At 36.5% G+C, this 17,920-nt stretch carries 20 protein-coding genes and 1 pseudogene; 8 read left to right on the forward strand and 13 right to left on the reverse strand.

Going from position 1 to position 17,920, the window contains the following annotated elements; genetic code table 11:
* The coding region (locus ACFSY7_RS02230) for a transposase (RefSeq protein WP_380146648.1) at positions 1–367 on the reverse strand (367 nt) is incomplete at its 3' end.
* A 182-nt stretch (positions 368–549) separates the two neighbouring features.
* Between ACFSY7_RS02230 and ACFSY7_RS02235 the strand changes: the two genes are divergently transcribed.
* Entirely contained in the window at positions 550–798 is a 249-nt protein-coding gene (locus tag ACFSY7_RS02235) for a CPCC family cysteine-rich protein (protein ID WP_380146667.1), read from the forward strand.
* Between the two features lie 696 nt (positions 799–1,494).
* Positions 1,495–1,743, forward strand: a complete 249-nt coding sequence (locus ACFSY7_RS02240; protein WP_380146650.1) for a chromate transporter — start codon at positions 1,495–1,497, stop codon at positions 1,741–1,743.
* Positions 1,744–2,529: 786 nt separating this feature from the next.
* Here ACFSY7_RS02240 and ACFSY7_RS02245 read toward each other — a convergent pair.
* Both ACFSY7_RS02245 and ACFSY7_RS02250 read right to left on the reverse strand, forming a co-directional pair.
* A pseudogene (locus ACFSY7_RS02245) lies at positions 2,530–2,757 on the reverse strand (hypothetical protein).
* Between the two features lie 60 nt (positions 2,758–2,817).
* Positions 2,818–3,357 carry a hypothetical protein gene (locus ACFSY7_RS02250; RefSeq protein ID WP_380146651.1) on the reverse strand — a complete coding sequence of 180 codons (540 nt, stop codon included), beginning with the start codon at positions 3,355–3,357 and terminating at the stop codon, positions 2,818–2,820.
* Positions 3,358–3,464: 107 nt separating this feature from the next.
* Here ACFSY7_RS02250 and ACFSY7_RS02255 point away from each other — a divergent pair, with 107 nt between their 5' ends.
* Positions 3,465–4,703, forward strand: coding sequence for a right-handed parallel beta-helix repeat-containing protein (locus ACFSY7_RS02255; RefSeq protein ID WP_380146652.1), 1,239 nt, complete (start codon positions 3,465–3,467; stop codon positions 4,701–4,703).
* A 159-nt stretch (positions 4,704–4,862) separates the two neighbouring features.
* On the opposite strand, the gene ACFSY7_RS02260 is transcribed toward ACFSY7_RS02255, so the two are convergent.
* Together ACFSY7_RS02260 and ACFSY7_RS02265 are read right to left on the reverse strand one after the other, a co-directional pair.
* Complete coding sequence (locus tag ACFSY7_RS02260; RefSeq protein WP_380146653.1) at positions 4,863–5,582, reverse strand: RCC1 domain-containing protein; 720 nt, start codon at positions 5,580–5,582, stop codon at positions 4,863–4,865.
* An 11-nt stretch (positions 5,583–5,593) separates the two neighbouring features.
* On the reverse strand, positions 5,594–6,160 hold the full coding sequence (locus ACFSY7_RS02265) for a helix-turn-helix transcriptional regulator (protein WP_380146654.1): 567 nt from the start codon (positions 6,158–6,160) through the stop codon (positions 5,594–5,596).
* 421 nt (positions 6,161–6,581) lie between these two features.
* Between ACFSY7_RS02265 and ACFSY7_RS02270 the strand changes: the two genes are divergently transcribed.
* Positions 6,582–8,219 carry a pyridoxal phosphate-dependent decarboxylase family protein gene (locus tag ACFSY7_RS02270; protein WP_380146655.1) on the forward strand — a complete coding sequence of 546 codons (1,638 nt, stop codon included), beginning with the start codon at positions 6,582–6,584 and terminating at the stop codon, positions 8,217–8,219.
* Positions 8,220–8,238: 19 nt separating this feature from the next.
* The gene (locus tag ACFSY7_RS02275; protein WP_380146656.1) at positions 8,239–9,897 is read left to right on the forward strand and encodes a methyl-accepting chemotaxis protein; all 1,659 of its coding nucleotides are present in this window, start codon (positions 8,239–8,241) and stop codon (positions 9,895–9,897) included.
* A gap of 40 nt (positions 9,898–9,937) precedes the next feature.
* Here the strand turns inward: ACFSY7_RS02275 and ACFSY7_RS02280 are convergent, their stop codons facing one another.
* From ACFSY7_RS02280 to ACFSY7_RS02305, 6 genes are all read right to left on the reverse strand, one after another.
* Positions 9,938–10,975, reverse strand: coding sequence for a PQQ-dependent sugar dehydrogenase (locus ACFSY7_RS02280; protein ID WP_380146657.1), 1,038 nt, complete (start codon positions 10,973–10,975; stop codon positions 9,938–9,940).
* 67 nt (positions 10,976–11,042) lie between these two features.
* On the reverse strand, positions 11,043–11,396 hold the full coding sequence (locus ACFSY7_RS02285; RefSeq protein WP_380146668.1) for a hypothetical protein: 354 nt from the start codon (positions 11,394–11,396) through the stop codon (positions 11,043–11,045).
* 164 nt (positions 11,397–11,560) lie between these two features.
* Positions 11,561–12,244, reverse strand: a complete 684-nt coding sequence (locus tag ACFSY7_RS02290) for an ABC transporter ATP-binding protein (protein ID WP_380146658.1) — start codon at positions 12,242–12,244, stop codon at positions 11,561–11,563.
* A gap of 2 nt (positions 12,245–12,246) precedes the next feature.
* Positions 12,247–13,440 (reverse strand): ABC transporter permease, encoded by a 1,194-nt coding sequence (locus ACFSY7_RS02295; protein ID WP_380146659.1) that lies wholly within the window; start codon positions 13,438–13,440, stop codon positions 12,247–12,249.
* Positions 13,437–14,303: an FtsX-like permease family protein gene (locus ACFSY7_RS02300; RefSeq protein ID WP_380146660.1), complete on the reverse strand. Its 867-nt coding sequence runs from the start codon at positions 14,301–14,303 to the stop codon at positions 13,437–13,439. The genes ACFSY7_RS02295 and ACFSY7_RS02300 overlap by 4 nt, the downstream gene beginning before the upstream one ends.
* Positions 14,304–14,455: 152 nt before the next feature.
* The gene (locus ACFSY7_RS02305; protein ID WP_380146661.1) at positions 14,456–14,836 is read right to left on the reverse strand and encodes a hypothetical protein; all 381 of its coding nucleotides are present in this window, start codon (positions 14,834–14,836) and stop codon (positions 14,456–14,458) included.
* A gap of 328 nt (positions 14,837–15,164) precedes the next feature.
* Here ACFSY7_RS02305 and ACFSY7_RS02310 point away from each other — a divergent pair, with 328 nt between their 5' ends.
* Positions 15,165–15,380 carry a hypothetical protein gene (locus ACFSY7_RS02310; RefSeq protein WP_126990374.1) on the forward strand — a complete coding sequence of 72 codons (216 nt, stop codon included), beginning with the start codon at positions 15,165–15,167 and terminating at the stop codon, positions 15,378–15,380.
* A gap of 77 nt (positions 15,381–15,457) precedes the next feature.
* Here ACFSY7_RS02310 and ACFSY7_RS02315 read toward each other — a convergent pair whose 3' ends face one another.
* Both ACFSY7_RS02315 and ACFSY7_RS02320 read right to left on the reverse strand, forming a co-directional pair.
* A complete protein-coding gene (locus ACFSY7_RS02315) occupies positions 15,458–15,994 on the reverse strand; it encodes an SdpI family protein (protein ID WP_380146662.1) in 537 nt (178 codons plus the stop codon).
* A 49-nt stretch (positions 15,995–16,043) separates the two neighbouring features.
* Positions 16,044–16,301, reverse strand: coding sequence for an autorepressor SdpR family transcription factor (locus tag ACFSY7_RS02320; RefSeq protein ID WP_380146664.1), 258 nt, complete (start codon positions 16,299–16,301; stop codon positions 16,044–16,046).
* 224 nt (positions 16,302–16,525) lie between these two features.
* Here ACFSY7_RS02320 and ACFSY7_RS02325 point away from each other — a divergent pair, with 224 nt between their 5' ends.
* Entirely contained in the window at positions 16,526–16,978 is a 453-nt protein-coding gene (locus ACFSY7_RS02325) for a DUF1648 domain-containing protein (RefSeq protein WP_380146665.1), read from the forward strand.
* A 229-nt stretch (positions 16,979–17,207) separates the two neighbouring features.
* On the forward strand, positions 17,208–17,720 hold the full coding sequence (locus tag ACFSY7_RS02330) for an SH3 domain-containing protein (protein ID WP_126990378.1): 513 nt from the start codon (positions 17,208–17,210) through the stop codon (positions 17,718–17,720).
* Positions 17,721–17,920 lie beyond the last annotated feature (200 nt).

Below are 17,920 nucleotides of genomic sequence, written 5' to 3' on the forward strand. Positions count from 1 at the left end.
GACGAAGTACTTGAAGCGTCACGCGAAGCTTTCCTGAATAAAGCCAACGATAAATCGTTTTGAACGATAGTTTTCCTTGAAATAAGGAACCGACAATCTGTTCAGAAGACCATGTCGCTTTTAGTTTTTCTTCGATAACGTTATGCAGTTTGGCGGTAAACTTTGAACGCGCACCGCATTTTTTCTTCTGCGCAGCCGCGTGCCATTGCGCCTTTTCGGCAGACCATTCATTCAGTCGCTTTACTTCACGTGAAATCGTTGTATGAGAACGGTTGAGATGACGCGCAATGGCACGACAAGAGTACCCTAATCCTTTTAAAACCTCTATTTTCGTACGTTCAGATGTGGTAAGATGACAATAGCTCATTCCATATGGCCTCCTGTTGATTTTGGTGTAGGAACTTTAATTATACAGGCTCATATGGAATGGGTCTTTTTTTATTTATTTTGAGTGGTGCACTTAATATTACAATTCGTCAACAATAAAAAAGACGTAAGAAGATATTTGCATCCTATTTATCTAAGGTAGAACCACTTATAGAAGAACCAATAGTTAAGGCTACGCATCCTTGTCCCTGCTGTTGTTATATTACGATGCCGGGTATCAGTCCTACTGCATATATTTGCCCCGTATGCTTTTGGGAGATAGATGATTTTATTGATAGTGATGATGAGCCTAGTGATTCGAATCATGGCATTTCATTAAATATAGCAAGAAAAAATTATCAGTCCTACGGTGCTATGTCCCAGCATTTAATCAAATATTGTCGAACAGCAACGCTCGAAGAACAGCCATAAAAAAGAGGCTTTGACATACGTATAAAAACAACCGTTCATATGGGCATAAGAAAAACCGGAATCGCGCTTTAGTGCGGTTCCGGTTTTTCGTTGCGAACGCCAAAAAAGGAAAATGACGTGTTTTGTCCCAGCCTTTTTTTATTACAATTTAATTGTCTACTAAGCGATTTCAACACATCTTTTGCTACGACTAAGCGCGGCTCGTCTGCAATATCCTGCATCTCTGTAACCATTTTATTTGATGAATTCACTAATACATTAGAGTTTTGCGCCATCTGTTGAATACCTGTCACGATTTACTCAAGCACTATTGCTGATTTAATAGCTGTTGCTCTACGGTGTTCTCTGCTGCTTTACTAGTTGGTTATTGATTGTAAAATTCCATTTCTACAGAAAAAATAACAAACATAATCAAAACAATTAAACTAATCCGTTTTTAATCGTCCTATTTAGAAATCCTTTAATTATAGTGCACCTTATTATCTTATTTTAATTCTGTTGCATAATTATCTTTTTTCTACAAAAATTAAGTATACAATACGATTCAAAATTTTATTTATTATGGTTTTTCTAATGAAAAAATTAGTTAATATATTAATTATTAAATTGTTTTATTTATTAATTTATAAATAACTTGGTAAATTAGGCAAAATAACAATACTAGTAAGAAGAGATTTGTTTAGAAAGTGGTAGATTATGATTCAGAAAAAATTATTTTTAGCCTTTTTTATTCCGGGTTTAATTGGCTTTGATAGTGGTCCTTCGACAATTCCACTGATGCAAAAGGAAGTTGTCGATCATTATCAAATGATGACACTTACTGAATATAGTAGTGTCATCGCAATCGGCAATATTTTCCCGGGTCCTATTGTCACAAAGCTCGCAGGCTATATTGGCTACGAGTTAGCGGGTATGCTCGTCGCAGTTATTGCGATTCTTTTATAACAGCGCGTATTTCGTTTTCTAGCAATAGCTCATCACGCTAGAAAGCGCGTTTTGGCTACAACATATTTTTTAATAAGTGTCATCTGTAAGCGAATAGGCTCGATTTTTTATCAATTATTTGTTTCTATTTATAAAAAGCACATATAGTTATTAATATATTGCCGATAACTATCAAAACATTGCACAAAGCATCCGCAAAAATGGGCTCTTACAGAGGCTCTAACGGGCATTTTTTGTCTATTTACGGTCATTATAGGGGCATTTCCACACAGAAATCTGACATAAAAAGCTTCTATCGTGCAAAAATGTCGTTTTTTCGAATAAAAATAGATTTAGTTATGTAAGATGCTTTTTAAGCGTATGAAAAAGGCTGCTTTTTTCAATAAAATTACCCCTCAGAGCTCCTATTTCATGTTGAAAATGCTTTTTCCGGTAATTAGCAATTGTATTTATTTGTGATGGTGTCGCGAAATAACTGTTTTTGTTGACAGGTTTTACAGTATTTTTAGGGAAAAGCTGCATTTTCATCAAACAATAGTCATAAGTTGGCACATATTTAAAATTATGTCGTATCCAAAACCCGCTTCTTGAGGTCATCAGCGATTTCTGGTAAACGATTTTGTGATGCTAATAATTAAATGAATACAAAAAAGAGGCTGGGACATACGTATAAAAACAACTGTTCATATGAGCATAAGAAAAGCCGGAATCGCGCTGTAGCGCGGTTCTGGCTTTTCGTTGCGAACGCTAAAAAAGGAAAATGACGTGTTTTGTCCCAGCCTCTTTTTAAATTCCAGCTGTATTCATTAAAACGACACGCCAGCCGTCTGGATCTGCGATAGTGACACCCTTTTCCGCTCAGTACGGATTTTCAGGTGGAACTGCAGGATAACCCCTATGACCACCAAACTCGCCTACTTTTTCAAGGCCTAGCCCCTCACAGTAAAATTGTTCAAGTAATTAAATCTGATCAGTTGGTCGTGCAATACGAAATTGTGTAAAGTTCATTGTCATCCCCTGCTATAGTTAGTTTACAAAGAAAGGTATGCAAAAACAGTTAGACCTTTGAATGAATTATCGGCTTTTACGTTCTTCAAATGCAATATGATAGTCCGTCGCGAGTGCGTAAATTTCACTTTTAGCGCCATCTTGATATTGGCGAGTAACCGGAATCTCTATCGCTGTTTTATCATTTTTCGTGAATGTGTAGGTTTCATAGCCGTCTTCGTCATATTCAAGTACAATATCGTGAATATCATCCCATTCGAGCGTCGTTTTCTTTAGTATTTCTTTAACGACAATTTTATCGGTTCCGATATATGTATAACCGAAAATAGAGGTAAAAAATAATGCACAGCCTGCTAAACCAAGTGTCATAGAAAGTGCAATCATACTTTTATTCTGGCGGATTGCGGCTAAAATAATCGCAACAATGATGATGGCACAGGCGCTAAACGCATAGATGTAATTCTTTGTATTCGGATGAGCCACAATTTGTTCAGGTGTATCAAAAAAGGTCAAAATATAAATAAGTGGCAAGAAAAACACAACAAATGGTGACACAATCAAAAGAATGATGGCCAGCATAATGAGTAATGCGCGTGGTGAGGGCATTTTTTAAGCTCCTTTCAAATAGGATAGAAATCTTTTTAATAAGCAATTACATGCTATAATTATACCAAATCAAAGAATAGCATACACTATATGGAAGTTGGTAATTTATGAAGAAACTACTATCAGCTGGCGGCATCCTTGTGGCACTGTTAGCCATCTATTTCTTATGGAAGCCTTCACCTTCACCTTCTGCTACACTTTATGTTGCATCAACCGGTTATGATACAGCAAGAGGCTCGAAGAATGCGCCGCTTCGCACATTTGAAGAGGCAATAGCACAGGCACAGCCTGGTACAACAATTATTATTCGCGGTGGCACCTATACAGAGCCACTATCTATCACAAAAAGCGAGCTACAAATTCAAGCCTATGAAGGTGAGAAGGTTCGTTTAAATGGACGTGAGCTAAAAAGTATGGACGGCAACCGCGCGATGGTGACCATTCACAATCAGCATGATATTACACTAGATGGCCTGACAATTGAGAACGTTACGACGAAATCGGCAAATGATACGGTGATGGGCATTTATGTGAGCGGTAATAGTCATCATATTACGCTGAAAAATAATCATATACGCAAAATTACGACGCGTGCTGTAGATGGTGAAGGGAACGGGCATGGCATTGCCTTTTACGGCACTGGCGCGATGAAGCATATTCAAATCACACATAACACCTTAGAAGATTTGATCCTTGGCTCAAGTGAGGCGCTCGTTTTAAATGGCAATATCGAGGATTTCTCGATTACAGATAATACAATTCGTCGTAGTGATAATATTGGCATTGATGTCATTGGCTATGAGGGGGTTGCTATTAAAAAAGAAGCGGATTATGTACGCAATGGCACGATTAAAAACAATACGATTTCACAAGTCTCGTCATATGGTAATCCAGTATACGGTGAGGATTATAGTGCGGGTGGTATTTATGTTGATGGTGCGAAAAATATAACAATTGAAGGTAATGATATTTCATTTAGTGATATTGGCATCGAGGCAACATCTGAACATGCAGGTAAGTATGCGGATGAAATTATTATTAAAAATAATACGGTTCGCAACAATTATTATACCGGGATTTCCATTGGTGGTTATGATGAACAACGCGGTGGCACGAAAAATTCGGTCATTGAAAAAAATAAGCTCGCGCATAATGATACGGAAGGGCTTGATGGTGGACAGCTATTGATTCAATACAATACCAAGGACAATCGTATAGTGGAGAATGACTTTATCGCAAGTGAGTCGACGATCTACATTGCGAATTTTTTTACACAAAATTATCGTACTATTGTGGTAAACAATCACTTTGATTCGGAAAAAGGGTCTATGGTTCTGGAAAGATAACACCTATGAATCAAAAGCTGCCTTTGAACAAGCCGTAAATCATTAAAAAAGAGGCTTGGTCAAGACACGCCATGTTCCTTTTTTAGTGTTCGCAACGAAAAACCGGAACCGTGCTACAGCGCGATTCCGGTTTTCTTATGCTCTATAGAAGCGGTTACTTTACACATATGTCCCAGCCTCTTTTAATGTGCATTGATTATAACGATTATCGCCCACGGCTACGATTTTCCCATTCGCTTGCATGCCGACTGTATGCCTGCTCCCTGCCGCAATCGCAATGATATTAGACCACTTTTCTACATTACACTGCCCGTATTGATTGTCTCCCACTGCGACAACGGTGCCATCTAGTTTAAGTGATACCGAATGCTTACTTCCCGCTTCGATTGCTGTAATATCACGCCAAGCTGTGACATCACATTGCCCGCGCTCATTATTCCCTACCGCGACTACCTGCCCATTTCGCTGAAGCCCAAGTGTATGCCAGTCCCCCGCACTTACTGCCTTAATATCGCGCCAGTCCGCTACATCACAAGCGCCTTCATTCATGCGCCCAACTGCCACGACCGTTCCATCTGCTTTAACACCAATGGAGCGACGCCACCCTGCCGCAATCGTGATAATATCATGCCAAGCTGTGACATCGCATTGCCCATTTGTATTCCAGCCTGTCGCCAAAACCGTCCGATCCGCTTTAAGCGCCAATGTATGTGCATTGCCTGTATTATGTGCGCTATGTACATTCCCAGCCGCCACCTCGATGATGTGCTGCCAAGAAGCGGTATTACACTGCCCCAATTTATTATCCCCTACCGCATATACTGTATCGTCTGGCTGAATGACGACCGTATGCCGGCATCCTGCTGCGAGTTTGTTCATAAATTCCTCCATTAACTAAATAGTTTCATGCTTAAATAGGCTAAAACAAAACTAAAAATACCCGATAATGCGACAATTAATGGCAATTGCCACTTATGCTTTTTATTCGCCTTTTCTTTTTCAATATCCGTTAGCTGTCGACCTTCCTGAAACGCAATAATATCCTGATATGTTTTTAAATGATGCTGTTTTTTGATTTTATCGATACGGTAGGATGCATAGATGCCATAACCGATGAGTAAAAAACTTAAAATATAGCCTGGCGTCCCAAAATAACGATTGACAATACCTAGTGAAAGAATACCTGACACCATGCCAACTATCATGGAAATCGTCCATTTATCCATCTGTTTGTTTTGAAGTTCATGTTTCATCATTTCAACATCTCCTTTAACTAATTCGTCTAAGGAAATCTTAAAAAGAACACTCATTAATAAGAGGTTATGGATATCGGGATAGCTTTTTTCATTTTCCCAATTTGAAATTGTTTGGCGAGAAACATAGAGCTTTTCTGCTAGTTGCTCTTGAGACAGATTATCCCGATTACGGTATTTTTTAATTTGTTTACTGAGGTTCATTTTAATCGCTCCTTCTATCTCAACCATACAAATTTATGCGTATGTTGACTATCAAAACTCCTAGACATCGCACTATTTCAGTTTGTCAAAGTGTTTTGTCACGAATTGTTTCCTGGGAAATATAGAAAATTATGCTTTTTATAAGTATAGCCAAAGCCATGAAAAAGACAATAATAAAGTACATCTGTATGATAATTTGGTGGCCCATCTAACAGAGAATCATTTGTACAAAAAAATACAATTCATGTCCTAAAAGTGGAATTTTATTGAATTTAAAAGGATTTCTATGCTTTATTTTCATCAAAAGAGACTAAAGTCCTTTATTAATTTGTTAACAAAGGGTAATATAGTATATGTTTTGTTATTCAATTATAATTTTAGTAATTCAATAAGCACATTACTTTAGGAGGATGAATCTATAATGAACTACAAAGAGTTATTCCAGAGTGAGGATGGGAATGTCGAACAGCGCCAAAAATTTTCAGCGCAAATTCAAAAAATTCTACAGGCAATGGATGATTTAAAAAATCCTAATCAAACGATTTTAGGTGAAAGTACGGAGAAGTCCCCTGCTTTTTATCAGCATTTAATGGAAACGGCTCAGGTAGAAGAAAAAGGACAGGCACTGGACAATGTGGTGGATGAATTAATTCAACTATTAGATGGGCATCCTTATCATACGCATAACTATGTGACGAATGTTTTACCAATGGCAAGCATTCCTGGCTTACTTGGTATGCTGACAAATATGCTTATCAACGGTAATAATTTATGGGATGTCTATGGCCCTGCAGCAGCAGAGAGTGAAGTAAAAGTCCTTTCGATGATGTCAAAATTAGTTGGCTATGATGAAACGAAAAGCTTTGGTTACACAACATGGGGTGGGCAAGGTGCCGTATTTAGCGGTCTGCGCTTAGCCATCGCCAAACAATTTCCGAATGCGAAGGAAGAGGGCGTGCCTAATAACTTATATTGCTTCGCCTCTGAAAATGCGCACTATAGCCTACTGAAATCAATTGAAGCGGTTGGCATTGGTAGCAATCATCTTGTGCGCGTTAAAGCATGCGCGGATCATTCAATGGATTTAGAAGATTTAAACATGCAAATGCGCGCGGTAATTCGTCAAGGCGGGATTCCGGTCTATGTCGTCGCGACAACGGGTACGACAGATAGCTTCGGCATTGATGATGTAGCGGGTGTTAAAGCCATTACAACCGCACTTGAGAAAGAATTTACGTTAAAACCGATTCATATTCATGCCGACTCTGCGCTTGGCGGGTTCTATAGTTTCTTCAATGATTATAATTTTGATACTAATCCATTAGATTTTGAAGCACCTGTAACAGCAGCTTTATTACAAATTCGTGAGCGTATGCAGCATATTCACCTTGCTGACTCACTATGCTTTGACTTCCAAAAGCTCGGTCAAACACCTTATTTAACAAGTCTTTTCCTCGTGAAAGATGGTAGCTCACTTGGCTTGCTTGATTTAGAAGATTTTGATACACCTTATGTAGGAAATCGCGGCTATGGCTCCTATCATACGGGCTATACATTAGAATGCTCACGCATGGGTAGCTCCATTGCGATTTATGCGGCATTACGTGCATTCGGTAAGGAAAATTACCAGGCACTACTCGCAAATTATGTGCGTGTGAATTTACAGTTCCGTGAGCAATTAGCCGCGCAGGTTCCATCTGTTGAAGTCGTCAATCCGTTAAATATTGGACCAGTAACCGCCATTCGTTATTATGGTAATAATACAACGTGGGCACAAGAGGTTGCTGGACAAGCAACAGCTGCACAAATTGAAGCAGTGAATGCGGCAAATAGCGCTTGGTTTGAATTACTTGGTGCACAGCGTGAGGATGTATTCTTCGGCGATACGACGCGTGTTTGCACCGTACTTGCACAGGATACGAAGCAATTTATTCCAGTGGCAGCAGCAAAATTATTTACGATTTCACCTTATACAGAAGTGACGCATATTCCACACTTTATCGAGGTCTTACAACAAACAATTGCACAGCTAGAGGTACAACATGAAGTTCATGCGTAATTATAAAAATTCATTGTTTATGAAGTTTATGATGAGCTTCACACTTCCCGTTACCATTGTCGCGCTGGTTTTTAGTACCATTTTATATATGACAACGATGCATATTATTAATAATTATATGCTGCCGGAATTCGAGGATAAGCTGAATATCGTATCAAAGGAAATTAAAGCAGATATCTCGTCGAATTTAGTCCAGCAAGCAGATACGAATGATAACAAGGCATATGAGGAGCTCCTTAATATAATTAATAAGGCTCAGCAAAACGTCGGTGTCGAAAATGTTTATGTGTTATCACGTACAGGAAGCGAGCATATTGTGGCGCTTAGTCAAACTGACAATCATAATAATAGCTACAGCTTTGATCCAAAGATGCATACAGCGCTAGACAATAGCTCAACGCAAATTAGTGACATTTATACGGATGAGTATGGTGTACACAAATCGATTTTCATTCCGTTTGACAATACAGATATTATTTTAGGGCTTGATATGGATGCATCTTTTATTAAGCATTTAACGTCTCTTGTGATTTGGGTTTCAGTAGCGGTGCTTGTTATCGCGATTTTATTAAGCATTGTCACAGCATGGTTCATTACACGTCGTACATTAAAACCGATTCACGAGACATTAGAATTTGTTCAAACCGCCGCAAATGGGGATTTGACAGTGGAGCCATTTGAGCTTAAAACGAATGATGAAATTGCACAGCTCACAACAGGAGTATTCAAAATGGTACATGACTTACGTGGTCTTATTGGCGATGTCAGTCTGAACAGCGAACAAGTAGCCGCTACTTCTGTTGAGCTTTCTGCGAATGTACAGCAAAGCAGCGCAACTATTGAAGAAATTACGTCCTCTGTACAGGAAGTGGCGATGCGCACAGAAACGCAGTCAGAAGCGGTGAATCATATGAATGATACTGTAACGACCATCTCGCATGATTTAACGGAGATTTCTGTTTTTACAAAAGAAGTCGCACAAAGTGCCAATGTCGCAACCTCTACAGCGTATGCAGGCAATGAAACCATACAAAAGGCTGTGGCACAATTAGCTATTACATCGGATAAAATCGAACATACCGCGTTCATTATTCAGCGCTTAAATGATTATTCGAACGAAATTGGTCAAATCGTCAACTTGATTTCGGCTATTACCGACCAAACGAATTTACTCGCACTAAACGCATCCATCGAAGCAGCTCGTGCTGGTGAGCATGGTAAGGGCTTTGCGGTTGTTGCCGAGGAGGTGCGTAAACTCGCCGACCAATCTCAAAATGCCGCAAGTGACATTCAAGCGCGAATTAATGGCGTGAAGGAAGAATCTCTCCAAGCAGTTGAGGCCATGACTATCAGCACACAAAACTTACAGGAAAGTTCGGTCATGTTTAAAGCGGCTGGTGCATCCTTCCAAGAAATTTACACCGATGTCTCAAGTTTATCAACGAAATTTGATGGGACGCAGCAGTCCATTGAGCAATTAACAACTGCACTTTCTGAAATGTCTCATACGATGCAACAAGTGAATGACTCAATTGCGACAAGTGCGGCCAATACTCAAAATGTGGCAGCGGCTTCTGAGGAGCAATCTGCAAGCATTGAAGAAATTACGCATTCTGCGATGAATTTATCAGATATGGCAGATGAGCTGAAGCTTTCTTTATCAAAATTTAATGTGTAACGAAAAAGTAGCATCCCTTTTTATGGCGGATGCTACTTTTTTAGTCTGCTATCGTTGTTTTCATCAAGCGTTCATCATCTTCCTGCGGTGTCCCGCGACCATCACGATTATTCGTTATAAAATACAATGTGTGATCGATAAGCATCACATCGCGAATACGTCCGACATCACTGACAATTTTACGTTGTTTTTTCGTTTTTAAATCAAATTCGATAATGGCTGTACCGCGTAATGCGGCGACATATAGCTTATCACCCGAAGCGGCCATCCCAGACGGCGCCCACGTTGTGTCGTTGCCAGAGGTGAAAAGTGGCGTCTCCATGCCCTGCTTCTCCTCGGTCCCTTCAATGACCGGCCAGCCATAGTTTTTCCCTGCTTCAATGCGATTAATCTCATCATGTGCGCTATTGCCATGCTCACTCGCATACAATGTCTTACCAAGCCATACGAGCCCCTGTGGATTACGATGGCCATAGCTATACACATAGGAATCGGTCTCTGGATTATCCGCTGGCACTGAGCCATCTAAATTAAGTCGTAAAATCTTTCCCGCTAGCTGCGTTTTGTCCTGTGCATTATCTGGCTCGGAGGCATCGCCAGCAGTAGCGTATAATTTATTATCAGGTCCAATTTTTAATCGCCCACCATGATGATAAGTCCCACTTGGAATCTTATCGAGTAAAATCTTTTTTTCGCGCCATGCTTTTTGATTATAGGACAGTTCGACAATGCGATTAAACTGACCCTCGGTGCTTTCATACGTGTAATACGCATAGGCTGTATTGGACGCCGCAAAATCTGGTGCCAGCACAAAGCCAAGTAATCCCGCTTCCGATGCCGTTGCAAGTGGCTCACTAAGCGTTATGTTTTGCCGTGTTACCTTGCCATCCTCGATTTTTACAATATGACCCGGTCGTTCGGTAATGTAAAATGTATCATCCACACGCTCCATTGCCCACGGTGTATTTAACTCCTTCGCCACCATTTGCTCCTTAGGCTCTTTAACTGGCGCCGCGTCATTTGAAGAACAACCTGTCAATATGAGTAGCGCTATACTAAGACCTACCCATCGCTTCATGACATCACCCCTTTGCAATCTGTTCCCGATTTTAGAAAAAAAGAACCGCGCAAATGCACGACTCTAATTAATCTTGGGACAAATAATTGAAATCTTTTTCACTCAGTTCTGGAAGTGTGACATCAAGCTTTAATACATGTACTAATCCCTCTACATACGTACGAATGGCGCGCATTTCAAAAGGAAAATCAAATTCAAATTCCTCGGCTACTTTGACACTTTCCATAAAATAGGAACAATTATATTTCATGTCTAAAAGATCATCATTGAACCTTAAAACATCTTCATACGCCGCTTCAGATAACTCGAACGTGGAAATTAAAAATAATTTGATATGATTGCCATCCTCAGCCTTTTTTTGTGGCCGTCTTTCATCATAAATTAATAAAAATGCCGTTCTGTCATCATCATTTACGATGATATTAAAGAACTCGATATCACGTAATTTTAATAATCGTTTAAATCTAGTAGTCATTGCGTGGCTCCTGTTCTTGTTTATCTCTTAAAATTAGTGTAGCTCATCCATTACCATTAAAAAACCCAGAATAAGGCATCTAAAATGCCTTATTCTGGGTTCAATTCTACCTATTCCGCTTCGGCTAAATGACCATCTTGCATACGTAATATTCTATTACATTGATTGGCCACTTGCATATCATGTGTGACGATAATAATCGTTTTACCTTCTTTATTCAATTGCTTGAATATAGCCATGATTTCAGCAGTTGTTTGTTCATCAAGAGCACCTGTTGGCTCATCTGCCAGTAAAATTTCAGGGTCATTAATAAGTGCGCGCGCAATCGCTACACGTTGTTTTTGACCACCTGATAAATCCGTTACTTTTGAATTTATTTTTTCAGCAATGCTGAGTTTTTCTAGTAATGGCAAAAGCTCTTTTTTTCGTTGTTTTTTCAATTCTTTCTTTTTTTCATACATAAGCGGTAAAAGAATATTTTTCTTAACCGAATAATAATCAATCAATGCGAAATCCTGCAAAATAAATCCGATTTCTTGATTGCGATAGTTTGCTAATGATTGATCATTCATCGTCGCCATATCTTTTCCGTTTAATGTATATGTACCACTTGAAGGACTATCAATACATCCTAACATACGTAATAATGTTGATTTCCCTGAACCAGATGTACCAATAATTGCTACAAGTTCTCCGGGATTTAACGTCATATTTATATTTTTCAATGCATAAACAGGCTCTTTTGATGCAAGATTATAAGTCTTTGTCATATGCTCAATTTCTAATAAAGTCATTGTTACCTCCAGCGTAGCATTTGATCAATTGTTGTGCGCATTATTTTTACAATAGGAATAATCCACAATAACAAGCAGCTTACAATTGTAATGATAAAGGATGTGATAAGTTGATTGGCATCATGCATAAAAATAGCACTAATACTATTAGCCAGGACAAATAGCAGAACTAGCTGCATACAAACTCGGAAAATAATATCTTTTTTTGTAGCTCCTGATAAAATATGAACACCGAATTCATACGTATACTGGATGATAAATTGTAGATAGGCAACCGTAATACTAATAAATGTGAAGATTAAAATGAGCAAGGTAAGCATTAGCTGCATTTGTATCCACTTTGTTTTATCCTGTATGACATACTTTACTTGCTGACTCAAATCACTATACGTCCAAGTAAACAGATTATGATTATTTCCCTTTTCAACGATATCTTTTACAATGGTTTCATCAGAAGTTGCAATATAGGTTGCACTTAAAAGCGCATAATATTCCATTCCACCCGTCATATAATGTTTATTTTGTGGGTATAAAATTGTGTTGTCCAATGAGATAAATTCGCGATTACTTGAAATATCGATATAGCTCATACCAGACTTTAAAATGCCAATGACTTTATACTGATCGCCACCTGCATCCTGTATGACCTCATGAAGTGATATGGATTTTGCTAATTCACTTCCAATAACAATCGGTTTTATTTTTTTCTTATCCGCATATTCAGTCTGGTTAAAGTAGCGCCCTTCAGCGACCTCTAATTTAAAATACTGTTTCAATTCGTCTGTAGCATTTAATGTAGGAACGTCTGCATAATTCCCTTCATGCGTGATTGTATCTAAACTTTCACGAAAAAGTTCTTTATCAAAAGGAAGGGAATTTGAAAATAAAGAAAAAATATCGGCATTATAATTGCCACTGTATAGCGTATCATATAGTTTTTCAAAATAGTGAAGAGCTCGTTTATTATCATCATCAATTAGTTCATCGAAATGGGCTTCAGTTGTAAAATCTTTCATGAAATAAATGGGTGTATCCATTGTTAGGCGAGTTACTTCTTGCTTCATTTTTTTTAAATCTTTTATACTCGCAATAGCGAAGTTTGATATAAATAGTAATAAAGTAATTTGGATTAGTAGCAATAACGAAATCCATTTTCGACGCCACAAGTCAGTGATAGCAAAATGAATTGATTTCATGAGCGAGCACCTCTTTTATAAATTGTATAGCGTCTTGTATAAAATAAAATGCTAGGCCATGTAATGCATGTGCTAAAAATAAAGCAAAAAATAAAGGATACTATAATCGATTGCCACTGCATATCTGTAAATAAAATGTCAAATACATGACTTAAATAAATAAAATAGGCAAGGCTTATACCGGCAAGGAAACTTGCAATAATTATTTTCCAATAATCATATAAAAGCTTGTAGCGTAATGCAGCCTTAGAAGCCCCTATTAAGAATAGCACCTTTATTTCTTTCTCACGAGATGCTAACCATGTAGTAATTGTGCTGATTGTATTGACAAGGATAAGAATTAACGTCAGCAATAATACACCAATTACGATTATTTGATCTTTCACTACAAGTATTAGACGGTCTTTTAATGCCAATCGAACATCTGATAATTCATACTGGAATGATTCATCCACAAAAGCATCTAAGACTTTTGTCAAATCATTTTTTGAAACACCATCAACGATAAACTCACCGTTTAAAGAAGCATTTGTATTCATCCCTATATAGAGAGACGCTGGTAAAAACAGATTTGTCTCTTGTGGAGAAAAAAGTTTTTTTACTTCATAGGTTTTTCCATACGCAGAAATCAAAGGCGGATTATGACCTTGTATATTATTTTCATACGCTTTACTTAATAAAGCGGCATTACTTGGTAAGCTATCGATTTTTTTTGGACCAGCTAGTGGGAATACCGCATTATGAATAGATAATCTTTTCATATCAGTAGTAGAAGTGTTCTTTAATACGAAGAAAGAATCATCGTTTTCTTGTAAGTTTTGAACAAATTGTTTAATGGTTAATTTAGGATTCTCTGTTGACATAGTAACTTTAATACTGTCAGCATGTACACCATCCTCCAATTTACCGGTTTGTGCAAATGAGTGCTGTAATGCGGAGAAAGTTAAACAGACAAACATAAATAAGACCGTATAATAAATAGATAAATAGATTTTTTATACAATGGTTTAATCCTCTACTTAAAATAAGTAAATGTATTACTTGTTACAGCTGTTTTGAATGGATTATTATATTTATCTATCGTTTTTTTGTAGAATCCTTTTGATTTTTTTGAAGCAGGTTTTTTAGAGTACTTCCATCCAGAGTTGTAATCACCCTCTTTAATGCGTACAGCAGTTTGCTTTACATATTTCCCTTTTTTCAAATTTTTAGTTGCTGCAGCATGTGTAGCAGTCGTTTTAATACCGCTTGAGAACCATGACGAAACTTTTACTTTTGTACCCGAAGAAGCAGAATATCCAAATAATGTTTGAGCTTTTGCTGGCAGAGTTGCAGTCAATGTAGAAGTAGCAACCACCGTAGCAATTATTATTTTTAATCCCATTTTGTTTTCCATAAAGAAACCTCTTTTCTTTTTTAATAAAATAATTCTACCATAAAATAACATTAAATTATTAATAAAAATTCAAAATAGTACATTTTTATTAATAATTAGAAAAAATGGAATTTTAAAGTAAAGTACCATAGCAGAATGATTTTTAATTTTAAAATCCAACAAGTTAAACGTATAATTATCGTGAATTCATATTATTCAATCTTGAGACAGATGAAAAATAAGAAAGCATTTATCTTATTTATTATCTGATATAATAAATATATAAAATTCTATTTATGTATTTTTTTGTAATATCTTAAATAGAAATCAGGAGGTCAGGAGGTATTTGATGGAAAAGAAAAAGTTAATTATATTTTTAAGTTTCGTTTTATTATTCATATCGCTTTTTGTATCTATTTTCATTTTATTATTTAATGGCTATTACAAAGCGGCACTAATCTTATTTGGCGTGTTAATGTTCTTAATTACTCTTATTACTAATTCAACTTCTACAGATAATGAAGTATATATTTATAAAAAAATTCACGAAAATAATAGAAAATAAAGTCTTATATACTTCCACAAATCAGAAAAGCCACAATCAATATTGATTCGTGGCTTTCCCCTTTTTCCTAGATGAATTTATGATACACTTAACATTTTTCTGTGGTATGCGTATGAAACCAATGTAGCAAAAATAACGATACATAGCACTACGGATAAAATGATAATCTCTGTATTTTCTTTAAATAAAATCGACAGGCAAATCACAAGTATTCCAGCTAACATCAACAGATAGCCTGCAAAGAAATTTGATTTTCGCCAAACGATTTCATTTGAAAGTGTCCACGGTAATCTTAACCCAAATGCAGCATTCGGCTTTGTACGTGGCATAAAATTACCTAAAATGAACATCATAATCCCAACTATTATCCTCGCATAAACATCATTCGTTATTTCTATTGGCTTCTCTAACAAGATAAAACTAATTTGGAATGTAATCAATACACATTGGCTTAAAAGAGTCATTAAGAGAATGGTGCTTTTAGAGCCACTATTTTTTTGGCTGCTTACTGTTATAACGGAAGTAATAGCCGTAAGCACTAAACAAATCGGGAGCACCCACCTTGCGATAAAGTCCTCTGTAGAAATATTCGATGTAAACATAGCAATTAACATACTAACGATTGGAATACAAACTATAAAGAATTTCATCTTCTGTCTCTCTTCACTGTTTTAGTTTTAATATCCAGCTATAAATATCTTGAAGAACGGTTGTATTTAACGAGTAATAAATGAATTGTCCCTTTTTCTCTTGTGTTATTAACCCTGCTGTTTTCAATATTGTTAAATGATGTGAAATACTTGGCTTACTAATTGAAAAATAATCAGCAATTTCACCAGCTGTTAAATCTTTTTCTTTCAGTCTATCAAGTATTTCCCTCCTTGTTGGGTCTGCTAGAGCTTTAAATACATCGTTTCTCATTTTGTCGCCACACTTAGTTAGTTAGGTAATCATCTAAATACAGGTTAAAATAAAATACAATAAATGTAAATAATGGAATAAATAAAAAATACCAAATCGACGTTTTTGAAACTTATTTTGTATGCTTATTACAACTAATAATGAACATACTAATGTTATAATGGATAATAATGTAAAATAGAGGTGTTGATAATTGGCAATCAGTAAAATTCAGGTTAACTTTTTTGCTACTAGCAATAATCGTTTTTGGCTATCATTTTTTTAATTTAATTTCACTTTGGTCTACGATACCATCAAAAATTGCAATTCATTTTACAAATGATACGCCAGATCAATGGGGATCTAAATATGTACTATTCATCTTACTATTTTTGAGTTTTCTTATATGGTATTTCATGAACTTACTTATTAAATATCTTATTAAATCCCCTCACAAGATGAATTATATAAATTTAACAGAAGCAAATAAAACGACTCAATTTGTATGCTCTCAAAAAATGGTGATACTACTTCAATTCTGTATCTTTATCTGCCTAATCTTCGCAAATGAAGCACTTTTAAATTATTCAGCTGACCTTGATCATACAATAGCTTTTTCAATATCACTTACATTTTTAGGTCTGTGTGTCATCCTTCCTTTCTATAATCTATTTTGGGCAGCAAGATTGAACTATTAAGCTAAGTAAATAAGCGTAACTTCCTCTGTAAAATGGTGAGTAGCACTATATGCCAGTGAATTATTTTGAATATCCAAATAATACTTACTTAATGTTCGCAACTAAATTGAATAAATATAGATATTTCGAAACATGAAATTTATATAAAAATAGTAATATATTAACTATTATTACAATATATGAATGTTATAATGGATAATGAACGAAATTTGAAGGGATGCGTTATTATATGAAACATATTGGAAAATTAACTATGGCCGCTGTTGTTGCAGCTTCTACTCTTTCTGCTACAAGTGCTCAGGCAGCAGTATCTACTACAACAAAATACGCTGTTTTTGAAGATTTAACAGGAAGCTTAAATATTCGTGCAAGTGCGAGCACGAAATCTAAAGTAGTTGGAAAATATGCATTTAATGCCAAAGTAAAAGTTATTAAAAGCTACAACAAAAATTGGTATCAAGTCCTTTATAAAGGTAAAAAACGTTATGTAAGCAAACAATATGTAGCGAAGTTACCAGCTGTAATTGCTCTGGGTTCAGCTAATACAAGCAAAGGTGTAAATTTAAACGTGCGTGCTTCTAAAAGCTCGAAATCAAAAATCATTGGTACGTATAAAAACAATCAAGATGTTCAAATCAGCTATGCTGGTTATAACTCTCCTTGGTACCAAGTCGTATACAAAGGAAAAGTAGGTTATGTTCATTCAGATTATATTGATAATATCCGTGAACTTTTATCTTAATTAATTGAATATATAAGCAAAAAAAGCAGACCAATCATGAACTGCACCCCAATTGTTAGACACAATCTAACAATTGGAGGTGTGGTTTTTTTTACGACGAAATTTACGAGCGCATTAAAATTAGCGATTGTACAGGGATTTAATCCAAATGAAAATTCACAAAAAGAGTATGCCTCTCAGGTGTGTGTCACAAGATCCCA

Source organism: Kurthia populi (assembly GCF_042686175.1).
GTDB classification, from domain to species: Bacteria; Bacillota; Bacilli; order Bacillales_A; family Planococcaceae; genus Kurthia; species Kurthia populi.